27 protein-coding genes and 1 pseudogene are annotated in these 22,260 nt (G+C 70.9%); 15 read left to right on the top strand and 13 right to left on the bottom strand.

Annotation, left to right across the window (positions count from 1 at the left end; all coding sequences use genetic code 11):
- Positions 1-108: 108 nt before the first annotated feature.
- Positions 109-381, bottom strand: coding sequence for a DNA gyrase inhibitor YacG (locus BMY61_RS40275; RefSeq protein WP_042443383.1), 273 nt, complete (start codon positions 379-381; stop codon positions 109-111).
- A 128-nt stretch (positions 382-509) separates the two neighbouring features.
- Positions 510-845 carry a hypothetical protein gene (locus BMY61_RS40270; RefSeq protein WP_042443386.1) on the bottom strand — a complete coding sequence of 112 codons (336 nt, stop codon included), beginning with the start codon at positions 843-845 and terminating at the stop codon, positions 510-512.
- Positions 846-1,307: 462 nt separating this feature from the next.
- On the opposite strand from BMY61_RS40270, the gene BMY61_RS40265 reads away from it, so the two are divergent.
- From BMY61_RS40265 to BMY61_RS40255, 3 genes and pseudogenes are all read left to right on the top strand, one after another.
- Positions 1,308-1,511 carry a cold-shock protein gene (locus BMY61_RS40265; protein WP_042443388.1) on the top strand — a complete coding sequence of 68 codons (204 nt, stop codon included), beginning with the start codon at positions 1,308-1,310 and terminating at the stop codon, positions 1,509-1,511.
- 208 nt (positions 1,512-1,719) lie between these two features.
- Positions 1,720-2,946 (top strand): annotated as a pseudogene (locus tag BMY61_RS40260) (DEAD/DEAH box helicase); the annotation flags it as partial.
- Between the two features lie 216 nt (positions 2,947-3,162).
- Entirely contained in the window at positions 3,163-3,606 is a 444-nt protein-coding gene (locus BMY61_RS40255; RefSeq protein ID WP_052438380.1) for a DUF5994 family protein, read from the top strand.
- Between the two features lie 70 nt (positions 3,607-3,676).
- On the opposite strand, the gene BMY61_RS40250 is transcribed toward BMY61_RS40255, so the two are convergent.
- Positions 3,677-4,129: a DUF5994 family protein gene (locus tag BMY61_RS40250; protein WP_236655881.1), complete on the bottom strand. Its 453-nt coding sequence runs from the start codon at positions 4,127-4,129 to the stop codon at positions 3,677-3,679.
- 298 nt (positions 4,130-4,427) lie between these two features.
- On the opposite strand from BMY61_RS40250, the gene BMY61_RS40245 reads away from it, so the two are divergent.
- A complete protein-coding gene (locus BMY61_RS40245) occupies positions 4,428-5,633 on the top strand; it encodes a PP2C family protein-serine/threonine phosphatase (protein ID WP_042443392.1) in 1,206 nt (401 codons plus the stop codon).
- Between the two features lie 21 nt (positions 5,634-5,654).
- Here BMY61_RS40245 and BMY61_RS40240 read toward each other — a convergent pair whose 3' ends face one another.
- From BMY61_RS40240 to BMY61_RS40225, 4 genes are all read right to left on the bottom strand, one after another.
- Entirely contained in the window at positions 5,655-5,858 is a 204-nt protein-coding gene (locus BMY61_RS40240; protein WP_042443394.1) for a hypothetical protein, read from the bottom strand.
- A gap of 21 nt (positions 5,859-5,879) precedes the next feature.
- Positions 5,880-6,068, bottom strand: coding sequence for a hypothetical protein (locus BMY61_RS40235; protein ID WP_042443396.1), 189 nt, complete (start codon positions 6,066-6,068; stop codon positions 5,880-5,882).
- A gap of 29 nt (positions 6,069-6,097) precedes the next feature.
- Positions 6,098-6,649: a DUF5994 family protein gene (locus tag BMY61_RS40230; RefSeq protein WP_143094760.1), complete on the bottom strand. Its 552-nt coding sequence runs from the start codon at positions 6,647-6,649 to the stop codon at positions 6,098-6,100.
- 130 nt (positions 6,650-6,779) lie between these two features.
- On the bottom strand, positions 6,780-7,304 hold the full coding sequence (locus tag BMY61_RS40225) for a DUF5994 family protein (RefSeq protein ID WP_236655882.1): 525 nt from the start codon (positions 7,302-7,304) through the stop codon (positions 6,780-6,782).
- A 482-nt stretch (positions 7,305-7,786) separates the two neighbouring features.
- Here BMY61_RS40225 and BMY61_RS40220 point away from each other — a divergent pair, with 482 nt between their 5' ends.
- Positions 7,787-8,173: a hypothetical protein gene (locus tag BMY61_RS40220; protein ID WP_042443400.1), complete on the top strand. Its 387-nt coding sequence runs from the start codon at positions 7,787-7,789 to the stop codon at positions 8,171-8,173.
- A gap of 11 nt (positions 8,174-8,184) precedes the next feature.
- Here the strand turns inward: BMY61_RS40220 and BMY61_RS40215 are convergent, their stop codons facing one another.
- Positions 8,185-8,892 (bottom strand): DUF899 family protein, encoded by a 708-nt coding sequence (locus BMY61_RS40215; RefSeq protein WP_042443402.1) that lies wholly within the window; start codon positions 8,890-8,892, stop codon positions 8,185-8,187.
- Between the two features lie 117 nt (positions 8,893-9,009).
- Between BMY61_RS40215 and BMY61_RS40210 the strand changes: the two genes are divergently transcribed.
- Together BMY61_RS40210 and BMY61_RS40205 are read left to right on the top strand one after the other, a co-directional pair.
- Entirely contained in the window at positions 9,010-9,615 is a 606-nt protein-coding gene (locus tag BMY61_RS40210; protein ID WP_042443403.1) for a DUF1326 domain-containing protein, read from the top strand.
- Positions 9,616-10,389, top strand: coding sequence for a DUF2182 domain-containing protein (locus BMY61_RS40205; RefSeq protein ID WP_042443405.1), 774 nt, complete (start codon positions 9,616-9,618; stop codon positions 10,387-10,389).
- A 30-nt stretch (positions 10,390-10,419) separates the two neighbouring features.
- On the opposite strand, the gene BMY61_RS40200 is transcribed toward BMY61_RS40205, so the two are convergent.
- Both BMY61_RS40200 and BMY61_RS40195 read right to left on the bottom strand, forming a co-directional pair.
- On the bottom strand, positions 10,420-11,343 hold the full coding sequence (locus BMY61_RS40200; protein ID WP_052438382.1) for an alpha/beta hydrolase: 924 nt from the start codon (positions 11,341-11,343) through the stop codon (positions 10,420-10,422).
- 32 nt (positions 11,344-11,375) lie between these two features.
- Entirely contained in the window at positions 11,376-12,410 is a 1,035-nt protein-coding gene (locus BMY61_RS40195) for a zinc-binding dehydrogenase (protein ID WP_042443410.1), read from the bottom strand.
- A 279-nt stretch (positions 12,411-12,689) separates the two neighbouring features.
- On the opposite strand from BMY61_RS40195, the gene BMY61_RS40190 reads away from it, so the two are divergent.
- The 4 genes from BMY61_RS40190 (at position 12,690) to BMY61_RS40175 (ending at position 17,093) form a co-directional block, all read left to right on the top strand.
- Complete coding sequence (locus tag BMY61_RS40190) at positions 12,690-13,598, top strand: helix-turn-helix transcriptional regulator (RefSeq protein ID WP_042443413.1); 909 nt, start codon at positions 12,690-12,692, stop codon at positions 13,596-13,598.
- Between the two features lie 358 nt (positions 13,599-13,956).
- The gene (locus BMY61_RS40185; protein WP_042443415.1) at positions 13,957-14,436 is read left to right on the top strand and encodes a DUF5994 family protein; all 480 of its coding nucleotides are present in this window, start codon (positions 13,957-13,959) and stop codon (positions 14,434-14,436) included.
- 361 nt (positions 14,437-14,797) lie between these two features.
- Positions 14,798-15,937, top strand: coding sequence for an SPFH domain-containing protein (locus BMY61_RS40180; RefSeq protein ID WP_042443417.1), 1,140 nt, complete (start codon positions 14,798-14,800; stop codon positions 15,935-15,937).
- Between the two features lie 181 nt (positions 15,938-16,118).
- The gene (locus tag BMY61_RS40175) at positions 16,119-17,093 is read left to right on the top strand and encodes a magnesium transporter CorA family protein (protein WP_042443419.1); all 975 of its coding nucleotides are present in this window, start codon (positions 16,119-16,121) and stop codon (positions 17,091-17,093) included.
- Between the two features lie 66 nt (positions 17,094-17,159).
- Here the strand turns inward: BMY61_RS40175 and BMY61_RS40170 are convergent, their stop codons facing one another.
- On the bottom strand, positions 17,160-17,414 hold the full coding sequence (locus BMY61_RS40170) for a hypothetical protein (protein WP_042443421.1): 255 nt from the start codon (positions 17,412-17,414) through the stop codon (positions 17,160-17,162).
- A gap of 115 nt (positions 17,415-17,529) precedes the next feature.
- Here BMY61_RS40170 and BMY61_RS40165 point away from each other — a divergent pair, with 115 nt between their 5' ends.
- The gene (locus BMY61_RS40165) at positions 17,530-18,075 is read left to right on the top strand and encodes an inorganic diphosphatase (protein WP_082014776.1); all 546 of its coding nucleotides are present in this window, start codon (positions 17,530-17,532) and stop codon (positions 18,073-18,075) included.
- 69 nt (positions 18,076-18,144) lie between these two features.
- On the opposite strand, the gene BMY61_RS40160 is transcribed toward BMY61_RS40165, so the two are convergent.
- Entirely contained in the window at positions 18,145-18,885 is a 741-nt protein-coding gene (locus BMY61_RS40160) for a GAF and ANTAR domain-containing protein (protein ID WP_042443423.1), read from the bottom strand.
- Between the two features lie 5 nt (positions 18,886-18,890).
- Positions 18,891-19,634, bottom strand: a complete 744-nt coding sequence (locus tag BMY61_RS40155; RefSeq protein WP_042443425.1) for an ANTAR domain-containing protein — start codon at positions 19,632-19,634, stop codon at positions 18,891-18,893.
- Between the two features lie 579 nt (positions 19,635-20,213).
- Between BMY61_RS40155 and BMY61_RS40145 the strand changes: the two genes are divergently transcribed.
- The 3 genes from BMY61_RS40145 to BMY61_RS40130 all read left to right on the top strand — a co-directional run bounded on the left by BMY61_RS40145 (position 20,214) and on the right by BMY61_RS40130 (position 22,257).
- A complete protein-coding gene (locus BMY61_RS40145; protein WP_236655883.1) occupies positions 20,214-20,624 on the top strand; it encodes an STAS domain-containing protein in 411 nt (136 codons plus the stop codon).
- A 530-nt stretch (positions 20,625-21,154) separates the two neighbouring features.
- Positions 21,155-21,481, top strand: coding sequence for a DUF3040 domain-containing protein (locus BMY61_RS40140; RefSeq protein ID WP_075004248.1), 327 nt, complete (start codon positions 21,155-21,157; stop codon positions 21,479-21,481).
- Between the two features lie 542 nt (positions 21,482-22,023).
- Positions 22,024-22,257: a hypothetical protein gene (locus tag BMY61_RS40130; protein WP_042443434.1), complete on the top strand. Its 234-nt coding sequence runs from the start codon at positions 22,024-22,026 to the stop codon at positions 22,255-22,257.
- Positions 22,258-22,260: the final 3 nt, after the last annotated feature.

Raw genomic sequence — 22,260 nt, 5'->3', positions numbered from 1 at the left:
GACAGCGTGGCAGTGGCGCCGCCCCGGTGCGACGAGTATCGCCACGAACGAAAGGCCATCCCCACCCCTCGGTGGGAACGGCCTCCGACCTGTGTCCTGGGGTCGTCCCTATGCGCCGTCCGGCTGCATGTCGGCGCAGCCGCCGGAGCAGAAGCGGCTGCGCGCGCTGTTGCCCCAGCGTTCGTGCGGGGTGCCGCAGCGGGGGCACCGGCGGGTGATCCCCGCCGCATTGGCGTCGATCAGGTCCAGGGCGTGGAGGAGGTCGAGGCAGTCCTCAGAGCTCCGTGCTTTCGAGGCCACCAGCAGGCGGGCCTGCTGACGGGTGTGGAGGCTCTGAGCGGTGTAGATGTCGAAGTCGCTTGCACCATAAGGGTCCCGCATGTGGGCCTTCTCTCGCGCACCGCGCCGTGGCGGTGTCCTGTCGGTTTCCCGCCAAGCGGGTGGTCTGTGGTTCGGCAGCGCCCGGCCTCGCCGGGCGGAGCCGGGGAGAGGCGCGTTCCGTCGGGCTCTCAGCGTGCTCCGTCGCGGATGTCCCACGTGCCGTGGCCCGGCAGGGTCGGTGGCCTGAGCTCCTCCAGGCGCGTCCGGAGCCAGGCGATGCGCTGCTCGGCGTCGTCGCCGCGGATGCCGAAGGTGAGGCCGTGGCGACGGCCCCGATGCCGACATTCAAGGTCGCCGGCGGCGCGGTCGAAGGCATCGAGTGCCTTCTCGTAGCGCAGGGCGTCGGCGTGGCCGTTCGGCGCGAGGTTGTCGACGGTGAGAAAGCGCCACCCGTCGGCGGCGTCGGAGGCCTCCGCCACGGCGAGCCGTTCGGGACGGAACCGGGCGCCGTCGTCGGTGGTCACCGGACCGCAGTCGGAGAAAGCCCGTCGAGTGCCGCCATCGGGACCAGGGCAGGACAGCGTGGGCTTGGAGTTCGGAGCACGAGGCACCTTCTCGTGTGAGCATCGGCGGGAGCCGTCTTGACGAGAACGCGAGCGCTGCATGGCGCGTGCTTGCCGTGGGCCTTCCCTGGAAGCTTCGCGCACGAGGGGGGTGTCTGGCTAGGGCCGCCGGGTGGAACCTCCGTCGGGGATCTCGGAAAGACGCACATCCGCCTCCGCGCGGTCGTCGGTTCGATGGCTTTCCGTGCTACTGTCGATATCAGTTGCAGTTGTGGTTCCCAAAAATTTCGAGTCCCCGCTCGTGCTCCCAGGGCCGATCGGGGTGCTTTTGTAATTCCGGTGCTTCCGGACGGGGCAATCATCGCGGCGACCGCGGGTCCGCAAAGTGCGGTTCCCGGGTATTGCCCCTGAAGGAGATTCAAGATGGCATCCGGCACTGTCAAGTGGTTCAACGCGGAGAAGGGCTTCGGCTTCATCGAGCAGGAGGGCGGCGGTCCCGACGTCTTCGCCCACTACTCGAACATCGCCACCCAGGGCTTCCGTGAGCTCGCCGAGGGCCAGAAGGTGACCTTCGACGTCACCCAGGGCCCGAAGGGCCCGCAGGCGGAGAACATCATCCCGGCCTGACGCCGACGCGTCCGACGCGGTCGGGGCCCGCATCCCAGGGGTGCGGGCCCCGGCCGCGTCTGCTTTTCGCGCGCTTCTCGCGCGCGGCACCACCTTTTCGGAGCCCGGCCCGGGTTCTGCCGGTCGAGCGGCCCGGAGTTTTTGTCATTTTGTCGGCCCGGGATGCCTCCACGCCCCGAGAAAAAGATGATTTTCGGCGCCGTTTCCGTTGTTCCGGTTCGTTCTGCAATTCGCGCCGCAGTCGCCGGCCGCGAATTCCTCGACGCGCCCGCTCGAGGAAGGCTCTGCCATGAATGGCCCGCACCCCAGGAACGACCCGACACTGCCGGACCGGTCCGGTGAGTCCTTCGCGGGCCTGGGGCTGCCGCCCGCCCTGGTCAGGGAACTCGCCCACCAGGGCATCTCCGCGCCGTTCGCGATCCAGGCCGCCACCCTCCCCGACGGTCTCGCCGGGCGCGACGTCCTCGCGCGCGGGCGCACCGGCTCCGGGAAGACCCTCGCGTTCGGGCTCGCCGTGCTGGCCCGGAGCAGAGGGCAGCGGGGCAGCACCCGCCGGCCGCTCGTCCTGGTCCTGGTCCCCACCCGTGAACTCGCCCAGCAGGTGACGGAGTCGCTCACCCCCTACGCCCGATCGCTGCGTCTGCGGGTGGTCAGTGTGGTCGGCGGCCGGTCGATCAGCGGACAGGCCCGCGCGCTGCGGGCCGGGGCGGAGGTCGTGGTCGCCACGCCGGGCCGGCTGGCGGATCTCGTCGAACGAGGTGACTGCCGTCTGGACCGGATCACTGTCACCGTGCTGGACGAGGCCGACCAGATGGCAAACCTGGGCTTCCTGCCCCAGATCACCGCCCTGCTCGACCGGGTTCCGCCTGGGGGCCAGTACCTGCTGTTCTCCGCCACCCTGGACCGGGACGTCGATGAGCTGGTCGACCGGTATCTCACCGATCCGGTCGTCCACGAGGTCCACCCCTCGGCCGACGCGCTCGCCGCGACCGAGCACCGCCTCCTGGACGTCGCCGCCGCGGACAAGCGAGCCGTGGTCACCGAGATCGCCGCCCGTGGCGAGCGGGTCCTCCTGTTCCTGGAGACCCGGCACGTCGTCGACGAGCTCACCCAGCACCTGCTGGACAGCGGGGTCCTTGCGGCCGCCCTGCACGGCGGCCGGTCGCAGGCCCAACGCTCGCGGACGCTGGAGGACTTCAAGGCGGGCCGGGTCACGGCCCTGGTCGCCACCAACGTCGCGGCCCGCGGCATCCACGTCGACGACCTCGGCCTGGTGGTCAACGTCGACCCGCCCGGGCACCACAAGGACTATCTCCACCGCGGTGGACGCACCGCCCGCGCCGGGGCGCCCGGCACGGTCGTCACGCTCGTCCTGCCTCAGCAGCGCCGCGCCGTCGTCCAACTCCTGGAGCAGGCAGGCATCACGGCGGAGACCGGTGCCGGCGCGGCCTGACGTGCCTGCTGACGTTCGCGGCCCCCGGTGGCCTGGCCGGAGTAGGGTGGGAGGTACCGAGTAAGCGCCTTCCCACCAGCAACCGCGTTGGTGCCGCCCTGGGTCATGACAGGTCCGTTTCACGGACCGGACGGGCGGCCTTCCATGGCGCCGACTTCCCTCCCTGCTTCGTCGTTGCCTCCGCCGTTGACTCCGCCGTTGGGTGCGGACGCCCTCGGGGCCCCGCTGCTGCCCAGGTTGCTGCTCGAGCCGACGCTGTCGCGCTCCGGCATGTTCGACGGCGCCTGGTGGCCGCGCTCGAACCGCGTCCGGGTCGAGCTGCCGGACCTGATCACCGCGCTTGCCGCACACGTCGGGCGCATCCTTCGGGTCGGCCTCGACATCGGCGCCTGGGACGAGGTTCCCCGCACGGTCATGGCCAACGGCCTGGTGGTGCGGATCAACTGGTTCGCCGGGTGCGACGGTACGGTCAGCATCACCCGCGGCTTCCAGGACCACTTCCTGCTCCTGGTCGTCCCGCCCGGGACCGACGACCGGACAGCGTCGGCCGCGATGGCCCAGGCCTCCGTGACCGAGAACCACCGACCTGCTGCGGAACTCCTCGGCCGGCGTCCAGCCCCGACCGCCGGGCAGCCCCGCTGAACCCCAGCCACCCCGGATCCGGTCAAGGTGTCCGCTGATCTGTCGTCAACCACGGTGCGATGCCCGAGCATCAGTCGAACAGACCTGAGGTGAGCAGTTGGGCCGCGGTCCTGCGGTTGCCGAGCATGGCGGCTCCTTCCATCGCGGCTGACGCCGTGCGTGCGTCCGTTGCCGCCGGGATGACCAGGAGCAGGAAGTGGTCCTGGAAGCCGCGGGTGAGACTGATGGTCCAGTCGCAGCCGGAGAACCAGCTGATCCGGACCACGCGGCCGTCCACGGTGACCGTGCGGGGGACTTCGTCCCAGGTCACGGTGTCGAGGCCGACTCGCAGGACGCTGCCCAGGTGGGCGGAGAGTGCGGTGACCAGGTCGGGCAACTCGTTCCGGACATGCCGCGAACGCGGCCACCATGCGCCGTCGAACAGGCCGGTGCGCGACAGCGTCGCTTCGAGCAACAGCCGGGGAAGGAGCGGGGCGCCGAGCGCGTCCTGCCGCAGAGGAGGGGGATAGGAAGCCAGGTTCATCGGCGCCATGGGTGGTCGCCCGTCCGGTCCGCGAGCGGACCTGTCATGACCTAGGGCGGCACCAGCGCGACTGTTGGTGGGATAGCGCTTCCTCGGTTGTGTCCATCGTACTCCGCCCGCGCTCGCCGCAGCCTGCTTGCTCCGGGTGACCCGGGTGGGTGGACCGGCGAGGGCCGCTGCGGAGGCGCGATGCGCTGATGTCGGGCGTAATGGAAGGACCGGCCGGTGAACCGCGCCTGAGTCGATCGAGGTCGGTCGGTGCCCGCGCGGACGGGGACGAAGCGGACGGTGGCCGAGAATGAGCGATGAGTGGTGGCCCTCCGGGGCGGAGCCAACGGGCCCGGCCGGGCTCGGTGAGCGCCTGCTGGGAACCATGCTGGACATGGCCCAGGACCTGCCGCCCCAGTTGCTCGCTCCCCTGCTCGTCGGCACCGCGCGCCGGTTCGGCGGCCGGGAGTTGTCGATCCTCTTGCCGGACTACGGGCAGACGGCGCTGGTTCCGCTCCCGGACGGCGGGCTGAGCGTCGGAACACCCGAACCGATCCTCGGCACCATCGCAGGCGCCACCTTCCTGGGCGGCGCCCGCGCCGAGGTCGCGCAGGAAGACGGTGTGCGCGTGTACCTGCCCCTGTCGGACAGCGGCAACCAGGTCGGAGTGATGGCACTCACGGTGGACGCCGTGGACGACGCCGTCAGAAGGATGCTGCACCGGTTCGCCGGCCTGGCCGCAGGACTCCTGCTCGCCAAGAACGGCTACACCGACCGGCTGTGCCAGACCCGGCGCCTCGAACCGATGAGCGTCGCCGCCGAGATCCAGTGGTCCCTGCTGCCCCCGCTCTCGATGTCCGTCCCCCGCGTCGCCGTGGCCGGCATCCTCGAACCCGCGTACGAGGTGGCGGGCGACAGCTTCGACTACGCCCTGAACGACCACCTCCTCCACGTCGCCACGATCGACGCGATGGGTCACGGGCTGGACGCCGCCACGATGGCGACGGTCGCCATCGGCGCTTACCGGCATGCCAGGCGCGCCGACATCGGCCTGGCCGACATCTACTCCTTCATGGACGGCGCCATCGCCGAACAGTTCGGGCCCGACCACTTCGTGACCGCGCAGATGATGCGCCTGGACACCGAGACCGGCCTCCTGGAGTGGGTGAACGCGGGCCATCCCGCGCCCCTGCTGATCCGGGACCGCGTCGTCGTCGAGCGGCTGGAGGGCGCGACCACGCTGCCGGTGGGCTTCGGTGGCGAGGCGCCGGTGGTGAGCGAGCGGGCGCTGCTCCACGGTGACCAGGTCCTGTGCTTCACGGACGGCCTGGTGGAGGAACGCGGCGCGGGCGGGGAGCAGTTCGGCGAGGAGCAGCTCATCGACGCCGTCAACCACGTGGAGCGGAGCGACGCGGGCGTGCGGCCGATCGTGCGTGCGCTCTCCCACAGTCTGAAGGAGAAGCGGGGCGGCAGGACCAGCGACGACGCCACCCTGTTCATGATCGAATGGCGTTGACCGGTCGAACCTGGCCCCCTGTCAGTCCTCCCAGTGCACCCCTGCCACCGCATGGACGGGCAGGCAGTAGTGCGGTGCTGCCGTGCCGGGAACCCGGACGTGGATCCAGTCGCCCTGGATCCAGACGGCCAGGCGCATGTTGTCGCTGAAGGTCCGTCCGTCCACCTCCACGTCGCCGGCGAAGCGGACAACGGCGGGTCGATAGGGGTCAGCCTGCTGTTCCACGAGGGCCTCCCTCTCAGCTTCTCAGCGCAGGCATCCGGGGCAGGGATGGCGGTGCGCCAGTGCCTCGCCGAGCGGGATCAGGATGACGGTGGGAGCAACTCCGCCGCTTGCGCGCGCGGTGTCCTGGCCCGCCAGGAAGAGCTTGCAGTCCTCCCGGGAGTGGTACGTGTCGCTCGTCATGGTGGTGATGACGGCTGCCGGGGTTGGCAAGGTGCGTTCTCCTCGCTGTCGTTGCCCTGTCAGGGAGTCGTGGCGGGTGGCGGGGAGGCGACGGTGGTGGGTTCGGCGTTGTGGGCGCGCCGGGTGAGGATGTGAATGTGTGCGCGTGGCGCGGTGGCCGGAGGTGCCGCGGGACCGTCGTGGACGAGCGCGCGGGCGGTCCGCTGGTTGCCGGGGTGCGTGGCGGCTGTCATGAGCTGGTGCGCCCGGCGGCGGGAGCTCTCCGGTGGCACCACGAGCAGTTCCCACTCCCCGATGCGGTAGGAGAAGAGGGTGATCGCGTGGGGGTCCTGGAGGGGGTCGTACCAGTTCACCCGTACGTCGTGGGATCCGGCCGGGACGCTGTGGCTCAGCTCGGTCCAGGCGGTGTCCTGGACGGCGGCCCGGGTGATGCGACCCCAGACGCCGTCCAACTCTGCGATCAGGTAGGGGAGTTGATCGGAGAGATTGCGTGAGTGAGGCCACCATGCCCCGCTGAGCCGGGACCGTGGACCGTCGGAGGTCAGGGCCAACCGCAGCCAGGGTCGGGCCTGCGGACCGGGCGTGGGTGCGGGGGCGGGGTGCGTGCTCATGGTGCTGACCGCCTTCTCCGGCATCAAGGCCGGCGCTTGGTGTGCCGGGCGTTGGTGCGCTGGATCAGCATGACGCAGGCGCACAACATCGCAGCCAGCGCGAGGACGGTGAAGAGGGTTGCCATCGTTCTCACCCTCCCCCGGACACGCGGACCGGCCCGATCGGCATGACCAGCGCTGCCGACACGGGCGCGCCGCCTTCGGACTCCCATGCGGTCTCCGCGCCGGTGTCGCGGGGCGGGGTCTCGGTGTCGCGACGGCCGTCCTCGGCCGCGATCAGGGCGCTCGCGGAGGGTGCGCCGGCCGGATCGGCGGCGGCGGCCATCAGTCGCGCGGCGGACGCCTGGCTGGTGCGCGGCGGGACGACGAGCAGGTCCCAGCGGCCGATGCGGTAGGAGAGGAGCAGGAGCTTGTGAGGATCCTGCTCGGTGGTGAACCAGCCGACCTTGACCACGTGTCCCTGTGCCGAGACCTCCCGCGGCAGGGGCTGCCAGTGGGTCGGGTTGACGGCGACTCGGGTGATGCGTCCCCATTCCCGGTCCAACACGGCTACGAGAGAGGGCAGTTCATGCTGGAGGTCGTCGGAGCGGGGCCACCAGGCGCCGTCCAGGGCACCGACGCGGAGGCCGCCGCCGCCGGCGGCGGGCCGCAGCACGAGGCGCAGTGGGGGAGATTCCGCCCGCGGCGGGGGGAGGGGCACGGAGGGCGGTCGCAGCAGTGGCACGGACATGGTGCGCGGTCCCGTCTTCGGGCCTGCGCGCAGGCCCGGCGTCGGCGTTCGCCGAGAACGACAGGGGCACTGCAGCCAGTGTTCGGAAAACCCTCGGTACTGTCAGCCTACTCCGCATCGGGTCGCACGGGGCCGACTCCGGGCCCCCCGATTCCGGCGTGGCCGGGAGCAGCGGGAGCAGCGGGAGAGCACAGCGGCCAGACGTCGGGCCCGGCCGATCCTGGACTCGGTCCGATAGAACCTCGGCCCCTCAGCGCTGTCGCTGAGGGCGAGGGAACGGCACACTCCCGACACCTCGGCCCGGTGGACCGACACCCGCCCAGGTCACCCCAGGTGCGCCCGGCCGCCGGTCGCCCCAGTGTGGTCCGGGGACGCCACCACTGGAGACAGGGCGACAGGAGACAGGGATGGGCACGACGGCCGGTCACGTGCAGACGCGGATCCTGGTGGGTGAGGACGGTGGGGTGGCCGAACCGGTCCTGGACGTCCGGATCACTGGTGATCCGGGGACCGTGGGTCGGATCGCAGCCCTGGTCAGAGAGGCCTACGCGCCGATCCTGCTCGGCGCGAGCTCCGCCGCGCCCCAGGAACACGAGGTGACCGAGCCTCGGGAGCGTTCGGACGGCATCTCCCGGCTCGAACTCGTCTCCCAGGATCTGGCGCTGCTCGACGTGATCCGGAGGCACGTCGGCACGGTGTACGCGACGGCGCCGGACGGCGACCGTGCATCCGCACACGGCACCGTGCGCCTGGTGGTCGTGCGCCAGATCGACGGTCCGGCTGCCGCGGACTGAACCCTCCGGGCTCAGCGGTACTCCAGTTCGGGCCACCACTCCTGGCCGCGGCCCTCGGGGCCGCGGTCGAGCACCGCCCAGAGCGGCCACATGAAGTCGACGTGGCGCGGGTTCTGCCCGGATTCGGGCGGCACGAACCACAGCTCGCTGCTCCAGACGTGGCGGACGGCGCCGTCCCGGCGGGTGAAGACCGTCGCCATGGCGTACTGGTCGGCGTCGGAGGTCTCGGCGAGGTAGTCGCGGTTGTAGCGGGAGTGCGCCGAGGACAGCAGTCGGGCGTTGCGCCAGCCCCGCCGCCGCGCATGCGCGCGGAGACGTTCGAGCGGGGCCTTCGCGACGACGCCGAACGCGATGCGTTGGCTGATGTGCGGGACGGCTCCGTCGATCCCGTCGATGATCGAGGTGCAGAGCGGGCAGGGTGCCTCCAGCGGTGTGCCCGTCTCGCCCGGGTTGAACATGTGGCTGTACAGGAACAGGGTCTCGTGCGGGCCGAACAGCTCGGACATCCGCACCTCGCGTGGCGCCTGCGCCTGTTCGTCCCACTCCTCGAACACGTAGTCCGAGGGGACCTCCCCACCCGGCGGCAGACCGCGCCGCAGCTCCGCCACGGCCTCGATCTGACGGCGCAGGCCGACCTCGGCCTCGAGCAATCTCTCGCGGGCGGCCCGGTACTCCTCGCTCTCGCCCGGGAACCGCGGTCGTGGCGCTTCGACTGACATGGGACCGCTCCCTTCCGGAGGACGCCTTGTCTCCAGCGAACCACCGTTGCCCGGTGATCGCCGGGAGCGGAGAATGAGGGACCAGAAGTGTGCCTCAGGAAGAGGAAGGAGCTTCCGATGGCATGGCACATCGAAGGGACGTATTTCGAGAACTGCAACTGCGACATGGTCTGCCCCTGCTCGACATCCGGCCTCTCGGCGCCTGCGGACCACGACCGGTGTCTGGTCGTCCTGGCGTTCCACGTCGCCTCCGGTCAGGTCGACGACGTGGAGGTGAGCGGTCTGACGGTCGGCGTCGTGGCCGACACCCCACCCCTCATGAGCGAGGGCGGCTGGCGGATGGGCCTCTTCATGGACGAGGCGGCCTCGCCGGCTCAGGCGGAGGCGCTCGGTGGGGTCTTCTCCGGCCAGCGGGGCGGTCCGATGGCGGGCCTCGGTCCGTTGGTCGGTGAGATGCTCGGGCTGGAGGTCGCCCGGATCGAGTACGCCGACGACGGGCGCAGCCACCGCGTCAGGATCGGCGACGCGGTCGACCTGGAGGTCGAGGACTTCGTCTCTCCGCTGGACGCGACCGGCAAGGGCGTCCGGGTCAGCGGGGTGGGCTTCCCCGCGGACACCCTCGCAGCCGGAACCGCGACCAGGTCGCGGGTGAACGCGTTCGGCCTCGCCTTCGAGAACGAAGGGAAGAACGCCTTCTCGGCGCCGTTCTCCTGGGCGGCCTGAATGTCGCCGACGTCGGTCCGGCGGGCCGTCGCCCCGGCGAGTTGGGCGGCCCTGCTCGCGGCCGCAGCACTGGCCTGGATCCTGACGGTCCGCAGCGCGTCCGGCATGGCGGCGGGCCCGGGCACGATGGGCAGGGACCTGTGGGGGTTCCTGGCCCTGTGGGGCCTGATGATGGCCGCGATGATGCTCCCTTCGGTCGCGCCCGTCGTATCGCTCTATCTACGGACGCTGCGGTCGCAGGCGAGAGGCTGGAGGCGCGCGGGCCGCAGCACCGGCCTGGTGATCGGCTACCTGTGTGCCTGGGAGGCCTTCGGTCTGGCCGCGTTCGCCGCGGCCTGGGCCGGCGGCGAACTCGCGGCCAGGGCCCCGAATGCCGCGCCCTGGGTGGGCGCCGTCGTGCTGGCGGGGGCCGGTCTCTACCAGCTGGCCCCGCTCAAGGACCGCTGTCTGCGCCACTGCCGCTCACCGCTGGGCTTCCTCCTGCACTTCGGCACCTACTCGGGGCGTCTGCGCGACCTGCGGGTCGGCCTGTACCACGGCGGGTACTGCGTCGGCTGCTGCTGGGGCCTGATGGTCGTCCTGATCGTGGTCGGGGTGATGAACCTCGCCTGGATGGCCGGCCTGGCCGTGGTGGTGTTCCTGGAGAAGACATGGCGCCACGGCAAGGTGTTCAGCCTCGTCGCAGGGGTCGCCCTGATCGGCTTCGCCTGCTTCGTCCCCGGGCACCCGGGCCTGGTCCCCGGTCTCCACCTGCCCCCGGCCATGCCCATGTGAGCCGTGGTCAGCTCTCGGGCGATCGATCGCTCACAGGTGCTTGGTGAAGAACTCGGTGAGCTTCTCGGCGACCTGCGGGACGTGGTCGGGGTTCCAGTACAGGTCGATGTGGGAGGCGCCGTCGAGGACATGGAGTTCCTTGGGCTCCTTCGCCTTCGCGATGGCGTCCTGGCTGTAGGAGAGGGTGTCGGCCTCGGAGCCGGCGATCAGCAGCAGCGGGCGCGGGGAGATCAGCTCGATCCCCTCGAACGGGAAGAAGGCCATCTGCTGGCTCAGGCTGGACAACGCGAACGTCCCCATGAACCGGGGGTTGGGGTCGATCTCCGAGTAGTACCTGTAGCCCTCCAGGTACATCGCGGGGATCGTCGACAGGTCGTTCATGTCGAACCTCGGGTTGTCGGCGATCAGGGAGAACATCTCGACCTCGCCACCGGCCGCCTCGCGGGTGCGGGCCTTGGCCGACCGCTCCAGCAGGCCGGTGCGGTACTCCGCGGTCTGCGCCCCGAGCGGGCCGACGCCGTCGCGGCGGGCGGCACCGATGTTGAAGGTGCTCACGCCCGCCGCCGCCTTGATCCGCAGCTCGGTCTGCGCAGCGTTGACGGTGTAGCCGCCGCCCGCGCAGATGCCCAGCGCGCCGATCCGGTCGGCGTCCACGTCGGGGTGGTTGCTCAGGAAGTCCACCGCGCAGCGGATGTCCTCCACGCGGGAGGCGGGGAACTCCGAGAAGTGCGGCTCGCCGCCGCTCTCACCCTGGTAGGAGGCGTCGAATACGAGGGTGACGAAGCCCTGCGCCGCCAGCAGCTTCGCGTAGGTCGTGGAGACCTGCTCCTTGACCGCGCCGAAGGGGTGGGTCACCACGATCGCCGGGTACCGCATGCCCTGCTCGAAGCCGTCCGGCCGGAACAGGTTGCCGACGACCGTGTTGCCCTTGTTCTGGAAGGTCACTCGTTCCATGGTCATGTCCTTGCTGTGCTTCGAAGCGGGTTTCACGGGCGGACGAGGACCTTGAGGGCCTCGCGGTCGTTCATCAGGCGGTAGCCCTCGGCGACCTGGTCCAGGGGGACGGTGCGGTCGAAGACGCGGCCGGGGTGGATGTCGCCGTTCAGGATGTGCGGCATGAGCTCGTCGATGTAGGCGCGGGCGGGTGCGACGCCGCCGGTGAGGGTGATGTTGCGCAGGAACTCGGGGAAGCCGAAAGGCACTTCGGGGTACTGCGGGGCGCCGACACGGCTGATCACGCCGCCGTCGCGGACCACGCCGGCAGCCTGGAGGAGGGCGTCCTTCAGGCCGACGCATTCCAGCACCTGGTCGGTACCGAAGCCGCCGGTCAGCTCGCGCACGGCCTCGACGCCGTCCTGGCCGCGTCCGGCAACGACGTCAGTGGCACCGAACTCGCGCCCGAGGTCCGTACGCTGGGTGTGACGGCCCATCAGGATGATGCGCTCGGCGCCGAGCAGCTTCGCCGAGATGACCGCGGACAGGCCGACCGCGCCGTCGCCGATCACCGTGACGGTGTCGCCCGCCTGGACCCCGGCGGTGCGGGCGGCGTGGTAGCCGGTGCACAGCACGTCGGAGAGGGTCAGCAGGTCGGGCAGCAGCTCGGAGTCCTCGCCGACGGGGAGCTTGACGAGGGTGCCGTCGGCCCACGGGATGCGGGCGGCCTCGCCCTGCCCGCCGTCGAGACCGCCCACACCCCAGGCTCCGCCGTGGCGGCACGAGGTGGTCAGGCCCCGGCGGCAGTTCTCGCAGGTACCGTCCGAATAGGTGAACGGGACCACGACGAGGTCGCCGGACCTGACGGTTGTCACCTCGGTGCCGGTCTCCTCGACCACGCCGATGAACTCGTGGCCCATGTGGCGGGGGGTGTCGGTGAGCGGCGCGGACTTGTAGGGCCACAGGTCGCTGCCGCAGACGCAGCCGGCCACGATGCGGACGACCGCGTCGGTGGGCTGCTGGAGCTTGGGGTCGGAGACGTCCTCGACGCGGATGTCGCCGGCCTGGTAGAGCAGTGTTGCGCGCATTTCGGGGGCCTGTTCCTCGGGGGCTGCGGGGGCTTTCGGGGCTTCGGGGTGGTCCGCGGGTCGCGGTTCGCGGCGCCTCTGCTGCTGTCACGCGCCTTGGCCTTCGCGCGGTCCCGCACGGTGAGGCGGATCGTGGATCACTGATCTGCTCTCTTCTTAAACCGTGCCCGGCGGGACGGCCACGCGGCAGGGCGAGCCGTTCCGGGGAGCGCGAGAGGGGGTGCGGCACGGCCCCCCTGGATGGCGGCGTCCACGTCGCGCGCGGGCCACACTGGTGCCATGGCACCAGCGCGGCAGCAGTCCGACAGCGGCGGCACGGAGCTGGGGCGCTTTCTGCGCGCCCGGCGCACCCAGGTGACCCCGGCCGAGGTCGGCTTCACCCCTGGGGCCGGTGTGCGGCGTACCCCGGGACTGCGCCGCGAGGAGGTCGCCGCGCTGGCCGGGGTGAGCATCGACTACTACACCCGGTTGGAGCGCGGCCGGGAGACCCACCCCAGCCTGGCCGTGGTCGAGGCACTCGGTCGCGCCCTCAAGCTGGACGAGGACGAGCAGAGCCATCTGCGCAACCTCGCCGTCCGCGCCGCCCGTCACGCGCCCGTGCCTCCGGTCGCCCCGAGCCGCACGGTCAGCCCCAAGGTCAGACTGCTGCTGGAGAACCTGCGACCGAGCCCGGCCTACGTCACCAGCCGCACCCTGGACCTGCTAGCCGCCAACCCCGGCGCGCTCGCGCTGTACTCCGGGATCGAGGAGTGGCCGGTCCGGCAACGCAATCTTGCGCGGTACCTCTTCCTCCACCCCCAGGCCCCGGACCTCTACGCCGACTGGTCCACCCAGATCCGCGGTTGCGTCGCCCGCCTGCGCGCCCTGGCCGGCACCGACCCCGACGCCCCCGACCTGGCCGGACTCGTCGGCGAACTCCTGCTGAAGAGCGCCGACTTCGCCAAACTCTGGGACCGCTACGACGTCGCGCGAGCCCGCCACGCGCAGAAGCCGAAGACGTTCCACCACCCCCAGGTCGGCGAGATCACCCTCTCCTTCCAGGGCATGCAACTCGAAGGCACCCCCGGCCAGCGCCTGGGCATCTACGTCGCCGAACCCGGCACCCCGGACCACGACGCCATGATCCTGCTCGACATGACCGCTCCCCGCACCGGTACCCACCCCGCTGTCGGCAGGACCCGTCTCTGACCTCGACGGAATGCCAGGGCGCGGGGGCAACCGAGCCCAGGTCCCCGGTCGTCGGAGTGGACCGGGCAGTTCGCGCCGGGATGAGACAGGACGGACGGCATGGCGCCGACCGGCCGGTGGCCGACGGCTGACGGGCTTCCGGGTCCGTCCGTCCGTGGACACCGCCGGACCCGGGCACACCGGGAGCCACGACGTCCTGTTGGCCTGGCACGGCCGGCCGGCAGCCACGCTACTCCGGCCCTGCCGGAGTAGCGTGGAATGGGGCCCTGGAGCGGCTCGGCGGGTCGGCGGATCGGCCTGGCGGCTGGTCGGCGGGGGCCTTCGGGCGCGGCGGTCCGCGGCGGACGGGCGGTGTTCCATGAATGTCGATCCTTCGACACCGGCAGCGGGAAGGTTGCTGCCGGACACGAGCGACTGGCCGCACGCGCCTGGCGCGGTGGTCCTGCGGCTGGAGACGACCGCCTCGCGGCTGGGGGCCCACGACGGGGCCTGGTGGCCGCGCTCACGCGACCTGGCCGCGGAACTTCCGGCCCTGATCACGGCGGTGGCGGAGTCCGTGGGGCCGATCGAGCGGGTGGGCCTGGACGCCGCCGCGTGGGACCAGGTGCCGGGACGGATGATCGTCGACGATCGTGTCGTCCACATCGACTGGTTCCCCGTCGGCGACGACACGGTGATCCTCACCCGGGGCGACCATGACCACTTCCTGCTCCTGGTCGTCCCTCCCGACACCGACCCCACGGCCGCCCAGGCCGCCATGGCCGCGGCGGTGCTGGCCGGAGCCTCCGACTCGGCCCGGCAGATCTTCGTCAAGACCGGCATCACACCCGCCGCGTGACCCGTGGACCGCCCGGCGACGGGGATGTCCCGGGACCGCGATCCCCGAGGGACTACCCGGAACGGCCGGACCTGAGGGTGTCCGGCGGGGGTGGTCGCGGGGGCCGTGCGGCGAAGTTGCCGCCACGGCAAAGAACGTGCCCGCGACCCTGCCGCCCAGCGCCTCGCCGGGTGCACCATGGGAGTGACACACCCCTGATCTCCGAATCGGCATGTACTCCCCAGTGGATTCCCCTTCGGCCCGGGGCAGCGCAGGCCGAGGCTCGATCGAGTGCCTCGGACGCGGCGCCGTCCGGAGGAGCGGGTCGCCACCGGCGGCCTGATCGGATCCCGCGGGGGCGCTGTCGCCCGAGGAGATGAGCATGTTCGGCTATCGAGTTCCCGCTCCGGACCAGGCGATGCTGATCTCCGGTGGCCGGCGGGGGATGGGTGCGGCGCCGTTCCGCGTCGTCACCGGCCACGGCACGTTCGTGTCGCCGGTCTTCCGCAAGACCCGCTTCCTGACGCTGGCGATGTGCGAGGCGGAGGTGGACGAGAACTGCGTCACCCACCAGGGCATCGCGTTGACGGTGCGCGCGGTGATCGCGTTCAAGGTCGGCAACGACACGGAGAGCATCGTCAACGCGGGCCAGCGCTTCCTGTCCGACCAGGACCAGATGTCGGTGCTGACCGGGAGGATCTTCGCCGGTCACCTGCGGGCGATCATCGGCTCGATGACGGTCGAGGAGATCGTCACCGAGCGGCAGAAGCTGGCCACGGAGGTGCTGGAGACCTCCAAGGCCGAGATGGCCAAGATCGGCCTGATCGTCGACTCGTTGCAGATCCAGTCGATCGACGACGGGCAGACCGGCTACATCGCGGCGATGGCGGCCCCGCACCAGGCCGCGATCCAGCGGCAGGCGAAGATCGCCCAGGCGCAGGCCACCCAGGCCTCCGCCGAGGCGGAGCAGGCCGCGGCGCGGAACCAGGCCGAGTACGCCCGGCAGACGGCGATCGTGAGGGCCCAGTACAGCGCCGAGGTGGAACGCGCCCAGGCGCAGGCCGCGCAGGCCGGTCCGCTGGCCGCCGCGCACGCCCAGCAGGAGGTGCTGGCGGCCCAGACCGAACTGGCCCAGCGGGCCGCCGAGCTGCGCGAGCAGCAACTGGTCGCCGAGGTCGTACGCCCCGCCGAGGCGGAGGCGGAGCGGATCCGGGTGCTGGCGCTGGCGGAGGCCGAGCGGATGAAGATCCAGGCGGAGGCGGCGGCGTCGCACGACCGCGTCGCCCTCGACCGGATGCTGATCGACCAGCTCCCGCTGATCGTGAAGGAGGCGGCGGGCGGTCTGGCCGGCGCCAACGTCAACGTGCTCAACGGCGCGGACGGCCTCGGCGAGATCGCGGCCGGGCTGGTCGGGCAGGGCCTGACGATCCTGGAGTCGGTCCGGCAGAACCTCGGCACCTCCCGCGCCGTCGCCGACGGCGAGGGAACGGCACGCACCCGACACCTCGGCCCGGTGGAATGACCCCCCTCCCCGGATCCGGATCCGGATCCGGGGAGACACGGCAGCGCGGAGGCGCGATTCGACGCACAGAGCGGAACCCGGGGCCTGATCCGTTCGTCGGGCCGTGGGTCCGTTCGCGGCGACACTCCGCAGGCGTCGGGCGCATCGGTGCATGCCGGAGTGTCGCGGTTATGGTCGGGGCATGGCCCGTACCCGGCTCTACCGAAGCGGCGTCCTCGCCCTCGAGGGCTTCCCGGTCGGCGACGTCTCGCGGTATCTGGCGGAGCCGAACGCCGTCGTGTGGCTGGACCTGTGCCAACCGGAGCCGGCCGACTTCGCGGCGGTGGGCGAGGAGCTGGGGCTCCACGAGCTCGCCCTCGAGGACGCCGTGCACGCCGGACAGCGCCCGAAGCTGGACAGCTACCGGTCCCACCAGTTCCTCAGCGCCTACGCGGTCTCTGTCGCGCCCGACGACGTGAGCCTGGTGACCAGGGAGATCGCCGTACTGATCACCGCGAACGCGCTGATCACCGTCCGGAAGGATGCTGGCCTGCCGATCGACGAGGTGGTGGCGCGCTGGGACCGAGCGCCTGCCACTTCGGCACCCGGCGTGGGTCTGTTGCTGTACGGCCTGCTGGACTATCTGGTGGACGGGCATTTCGCCGCTGTGCAGCATTTCGACGACCGCATCGAGGAGCTCGACGAACTGCTCTTCCGAGAGGAACGCAGGCAGATCCAGGAGGTGCAGCAGCGCTCTTACCAGCTGCGCAAGTCGCTGGTCCGCCTGCGGCGGGTGGTGCTTCCCATGCGGGAGGTCGTCAACTCGTTGATGCGCCCGGACCTGGGGGTGGTGCCGGAGCCGCTGATGCCGTACTACCGCGACGTCTACGACCATGTCCTGCGCGTCACCGAGTGGACGGAGTCGCTGCGGGACGTGCTCACGTCGCTGGTGGAGACGAACCTCTCGGTCCAGGCCAACCGAATGAACATGATCATGAAGAAGGTGACCAGCTGGGCGGCGATCATCGCCGTTCCGACCGCGATCACCGGCTTCTACGGGCAGAACCTGCCCTACCCCGGCTTCGGGCAACGGTGGGGATTCCTCGTCTCCACTCTCGTCATCGTCGCCCTCTCGGTCCTGCTGTACGTCGCGTTCAGACGCAAGGACTGGCTCTGACCGGAGCCGGGGGCCCTGGGACGTCGTGGACCCGGGCGATCACAAGATCGGCGTGGGGGAGGCGGTCTATGGGGACAGCTGTTCCTGCAGCCACTTCAGTGTTTCCGGCGTGGCCCCGTTCGCCCTCGCGTAGTCGAGCAGCCGCTCGACCTGGCCGTCGAGGAGAAGCCGGACGTCCTGCTGCTGTGCGACCAGGAATCCCGCCGCCATGCCCTTCATCCCCCAAGCAGCGAGGGACTTCTCGACGGCCGCCCGATCGCCCCTGCGGGCCTCGTCCATGATCCGGTCGGTCAGGGCCTCCAGGTCGATGTCCATCGTCATGCACCCCAGCCTGCGCGGCTCGCGCCGGATGCGCGAGACGACCCACCCGCCCAGGCCACCCCGGTGCCCGGGTCGTAGCCTGGAGTTTGATCCGTGCCGTCGGCAGGAGCGGGACATGGACTTCGTCGTCGTCGTTGAAATCCCTCAGGGATCCCGCAACAAGTACGAGATGGACCACGATCTCGGGCGCATCCGGTTGGACCGGATGCTCTTCACCTCCACCCGCTATCCGGCCGACTACGGCTACGTCGAAGGCACTCTCGGACTGGACGGCGAGCCGCTGGACGCACTCGTCCTGGGTGGCGACCCCACCTTCCCGGGGGTGCTGATCCGCTGCCGTGCGCTGGGCATGTTCCGCATGAACGACCAGCAGGGTGAGGACGACAAGGTGCTGTGCGTCCCGGCGACCGACCCCCGCATGAAGCACCTGCACGAGCTCGGCGACGTCTTCGCCCACGACCTCCGGGAGATCCAGCACTTCTTCGAGGTCTACAAGGACCTGGAACCCGGCAAGTCCTTCGACGGTGCCTCCTGGCTCGGCCGGTCGGCGGCTGAACAGGAGATCGCCGCGGCACGCACCCGGCGGGGTGCCTGCTCCCCGCAACGGCGCGACGCCAAGGCGGCCCCGACGCACAGCGGATCGGCGCCGGACGAACTCTGATCCGCCGGTGGACCGCTGACGCGACACCACCCCGTCGATGCACCGCTCCGTACCCCGGAGCCGGCGAGGTCAGCGATGCTGGGGTGGGCGGGGGATCTGCTCGGTGTCGAATGCTCCGTCGGCAATCAGGCGAGCCAGGTGCGAGAGCTGGTGATGGTGGGCGCGGGCGTACGCGCGGAACGCCACGAACGCCTCGTCCGTGGTGACCTGCCAGCGTTCGGCGAGGATGCCCTTGACCTGCTCAAGGACGATGCGGCTGGTCAGCGCGTACTGGAGCTGGCTGCGCTCGGTCTCGCTGTGGGCCAGGGTTCGCTGCTGAAGGATCGCGATGGTGGCCACGTCCGCCAGCGCCTGGGCCAGGGTGGCGTCCGCGTCGCTGAGGGGACGACCGCTGGTCTGGAACAGGCCGAGGGCGCCGATGACCTTCCGGCGCAGCCGCATCGGGATCGCATTGGTGGACACGAAGCCGGACTGGCGGGCGGCAGGGGCGAACTGCGGCCAGGCCTGCTGGGCGTTCGGGTCTTCGAGGTTGATGCTGGTGCGTGGCAGGCCACTGCGGTAGCAGTCGACGCAGGGGCCCTGGTCGTGCTGCAGGGCGAACAGTTCCAGCAGCCGGGTGTCCTCGTCCGAGGCGGCCAGCACCTGCAGCACGTCGTGCTCGTCGGCCAGCAGCACCCCGCACGCGGCAACGTCCAGCAGTTCCACACAACGCTCGGACAGTTGCTGGAGAAAGTCGATCAGGTCGAAATCGTCGATCAGGGAGTCGGCGACCTCGACGAAGACCTTGGTGATCTCCTGTTCGCGTGCCATGGCGATCAGTCCTTGTCTGAGACGGGCAACGGGTTGCCGTTGCCGTTGTCGTTGCCGTTGTGGTCCAGGCGCAGGCGCCGCGCGACCACGTCCCGGGAGATGTCGGTCAAGGGGCGGCCGCTGCTGTAGGCATGCGCGCGCAGCCGCAGCAGAGCCTGGGACAGGGGCACGTCGAGCTGGACGCTCACCATGCCGGTCGCCTGGTGCACGACCGCGTGCAGCAGAGTGTCGGCGGAGTCGGCCGGAACGGTGCCGTCCAGGCCCGCGACGACGCTGCCCAGCGCGCGCCCGGTCAAGGCGTGCGCCAGCACCTGCGCGTCGCCGACCTGTCCATCGGTCAACGGCCCCACCGTCCGGCGTACCACGGTCAGCACGCCGACGCGGATGGCCCCGATGCCCATCGGGAAACAGAACACCGCGCGGACGTCCAGCCCCGAAGTCTCACCGTTCAGCGCGGGCCAGCGCTCCGGTCGCACCTGGGCCAGGTCAGGCACCAGCACCATCGCACCGGTGCGGGCGGCCTCGGGGCCAGGGCCCTCGCCGAGGGTCAACTGCACGTCCTCGAAGCGGCCGGCGGCCTGGTCGGTGCACCACATCAGCTCTGCCCGGTCACCCCCGGTCGCGAGAGAGACCGTAAGGCCGTCCACGCCCAGGGTCTCGGCTGCACGCGCGGCGACCTCGGCTGCGGCGTCGAACCCGACGTCGAGCTGGAGCAGGCGCAGCACCTCGGCCATGCCGTCACTGATCACCAGTCGTCGTCCTGTTCCGGCGAAGCTGAGGCGCAGCGGTGTGGCGGCAGGCCGGATGATCCAGCACCGCCGCCGACCTCAGCTGCGCGGACAGCAATCCTCGCCGCACTCGGCTCGCCCCCGGACGCACCGAGCCGCTCGCTCGGGGCGCGGAAAGAAGCACCTCCACAGCCTAGTCCGGATCATGGCTGCCGCGCCGGTCCCTCAGTCGCTCATGGAGCACGCGCAGGCTCAGGGGCGTGGGCCTGCGCCCTCCGGGGTGTGCTGCGTCGTCATGGTCGGCGAGGCACCGATCAACGCCGGTGACACCCGTGGGGCGGGGTTCCACGCCATCCGGATCTGGCTCGGGCGGGACGCGGCCCTGGCGGACGTCAGGTGTCCAGGTGGCACGGTATCGGTCCGCTCCGGGAAGCCGTACAGTCCGTAGTGGAACACCCGTTCTTGTCCGGTGTGAGCATTCGGGCCCCCTGTGTCGAGGCGCCTCCGGAAAGACCGACGGTGCCGGCCGCTTCGGCCGTGCTCGTTCCAGCTGCCCCAGACCCCGGCGGCGCTCCAGAGGAGACGGCCGAGGAGATCTGGATGTCCACGAACCGCATCACCGCCCGCTCGATGACGGTCCGCCATCGCCCGTCGCCCCAGCGCGGCGCCGCAAGGCCGACGGGGACACTCACCGTCGAGCGGCACGACTGGTACGGCCGAGCCGAGATCACCCTGGTCGGCGAGATCGACATGGACTCCGCTCCGATCGTCCGCCACGCACTGTCGCGATGCGTGGCCGACGGCGTGCGCGCCATCGAGGTGGACCTCACCCGGGTCAGCTTCTGCGACTGCAGCGGGCTGAGCGCGCTGCTGCAGGCCTACGATCGAGCCGCTGCGGCCGGAGTGTCCCTGCGGCTGCACCACCCGAGACCCGTCGTGGCCCGGCTGATCGCGCTGGTCTGCACCGACGCCCCTCTGCTGTCCCTGGACGACATGGGCGAGGACCGCTGACGACGCTCATCTCCACGGACGCGGGAGCCGACGAGACGCCCCCGGCCACGCCGACGGGTGCTTCGGCTTCTTCCGGCCGGTCCGTGCGTTATCGGGCTGCCGCGGTCCGGCGTAGAGTCGGTGGCGGAAGCGCGTTGTTGGCGGGTTCGAGCGCCCGAAGCCCTGGGCTCCGGCGTCTCGGCCGGACCGACTGAGCCGGCCGCTCCAGCGGCGAGCGCTCCTGCTGCCCCAGACCCCGGCGGTGTCCAGACGAGACAGCCGAGGAGTCCGGATGTCAGCGAACAGCATCGCCGCCCGGTCAGGGACGCACGCGGGCCGCTCACACGCCGCACGGGGGTCGTCGGCGAAGCGGGCGGGCGTGGTCAGCGGTGGGGAACTCCTCGGAAGCGCGTGGATCGCGCCGGCGACGATGCTGCCCGGACGTGCCCGACCGTGGCTGATCTCAGGAGGCGCGGTTGGGCCGGCCCGATGGCAAGCCGGTCTGTTGTCGGCGCCGAAGTCCCAGAACCGGAACACGGGAGGCGCACGCGATGATTTCCCAGCGGGAGCGACGCGCATTGTCCGACATCGAGCAGCATCTGAGCGCGAGCGAACCCGACCTGGCGTACCTGCTGGAGTGCTTCCATGCCTGGGCTCCGCCGCGACACCACCGCCGCGGTGCCCGCCGCGTGGTCGGGCTCGTCGGGCTGGCACTCGGCGCCTTCCTGCTCACCGTGGCCCTCACCCTGCGAAACGCAGATGTCCTTCTGTCGGCCGTCACGGTCCTGCTGGCGGACGCGGCCTGGTGGATGCTGCTCACCGCGATGAAGCCGGCCAGGCAGCGTGGCCCGAACAGCTTTGATCATCATGGTTGGTGACACTCAGTCATGCGTGGTGAGGGTGGTGATCGACCGTGCGGGAACGGGCCTCGGCCGACGACAGACGTCGAGGTCAGCGAACGGGAGGGCACGTCGCCGCGTCCGGAACTGGCGCCCGAACCTCCTGGAACAGGAGGATGTTCCGCCATACCTGGCATCTATGCCCTCATCGATCCGGACGGACGGCTGCATTTCCGTGACGGCGACACCCGCGCGATGCTCATGGACCCCGACGCCGCGCACGCGAGCACCGTGGCCTTCACCATTCTGCGTGCCCGGGGCAGAGCCCAAGGGTTGTGTGGCTGCACAGAGGATGACTTCCGCGCCTCCGGCCGGCCCCCCAACCCGGTCGGCCAGGCGCTCGTGGCCGCCTTCGGTGGCCCCGATCCGCCGATCCACGGCGCCCTGGCCATCTGCGGCACCCATGACGTACCCGGTGACACCATGACCGGCCTGTGTGGACTGAGCGAACCTCAGCAACGACTCATCCGCTCCGTCCACGCGCGGGTGCACCAGGAGTCAGGGGAAGCAGGCCACCGGCCATGACCACGCTGAAAGCCGAATACGGAGTCGCGACCGCCGTACTGTGGCACGTCGTCCCCGACGCCGACGGCGCCACCCTGTGCCACAGACTGTTGTCGTCCATCGCGGAGGTGCGCCCCATCACCGATGCTGACGGCGAAGACATCGAAGTCGGTCAGTTGTGTCCGCGCTGCCGGACCGCCCTGAAGCGGGCTCCCAGAGGGACCGATGGCCAGAGCCAGGACCTTGCCTGACAG

Origin of the sequence: Streptacidiphilus jiangxiensis (assembly GCF_900109465.1) — a bacterium.
Classification (GTDB): Bacteria; Actinomycetota; Actinomycetes; order Streptomycetales; family Streptomycetaceae; genus Streptacidiphilus; species Streptacidiphilus jiangxiensis.
This window is presented reverse-complemented; position numbering and strand designations above follow the sequence as displayed.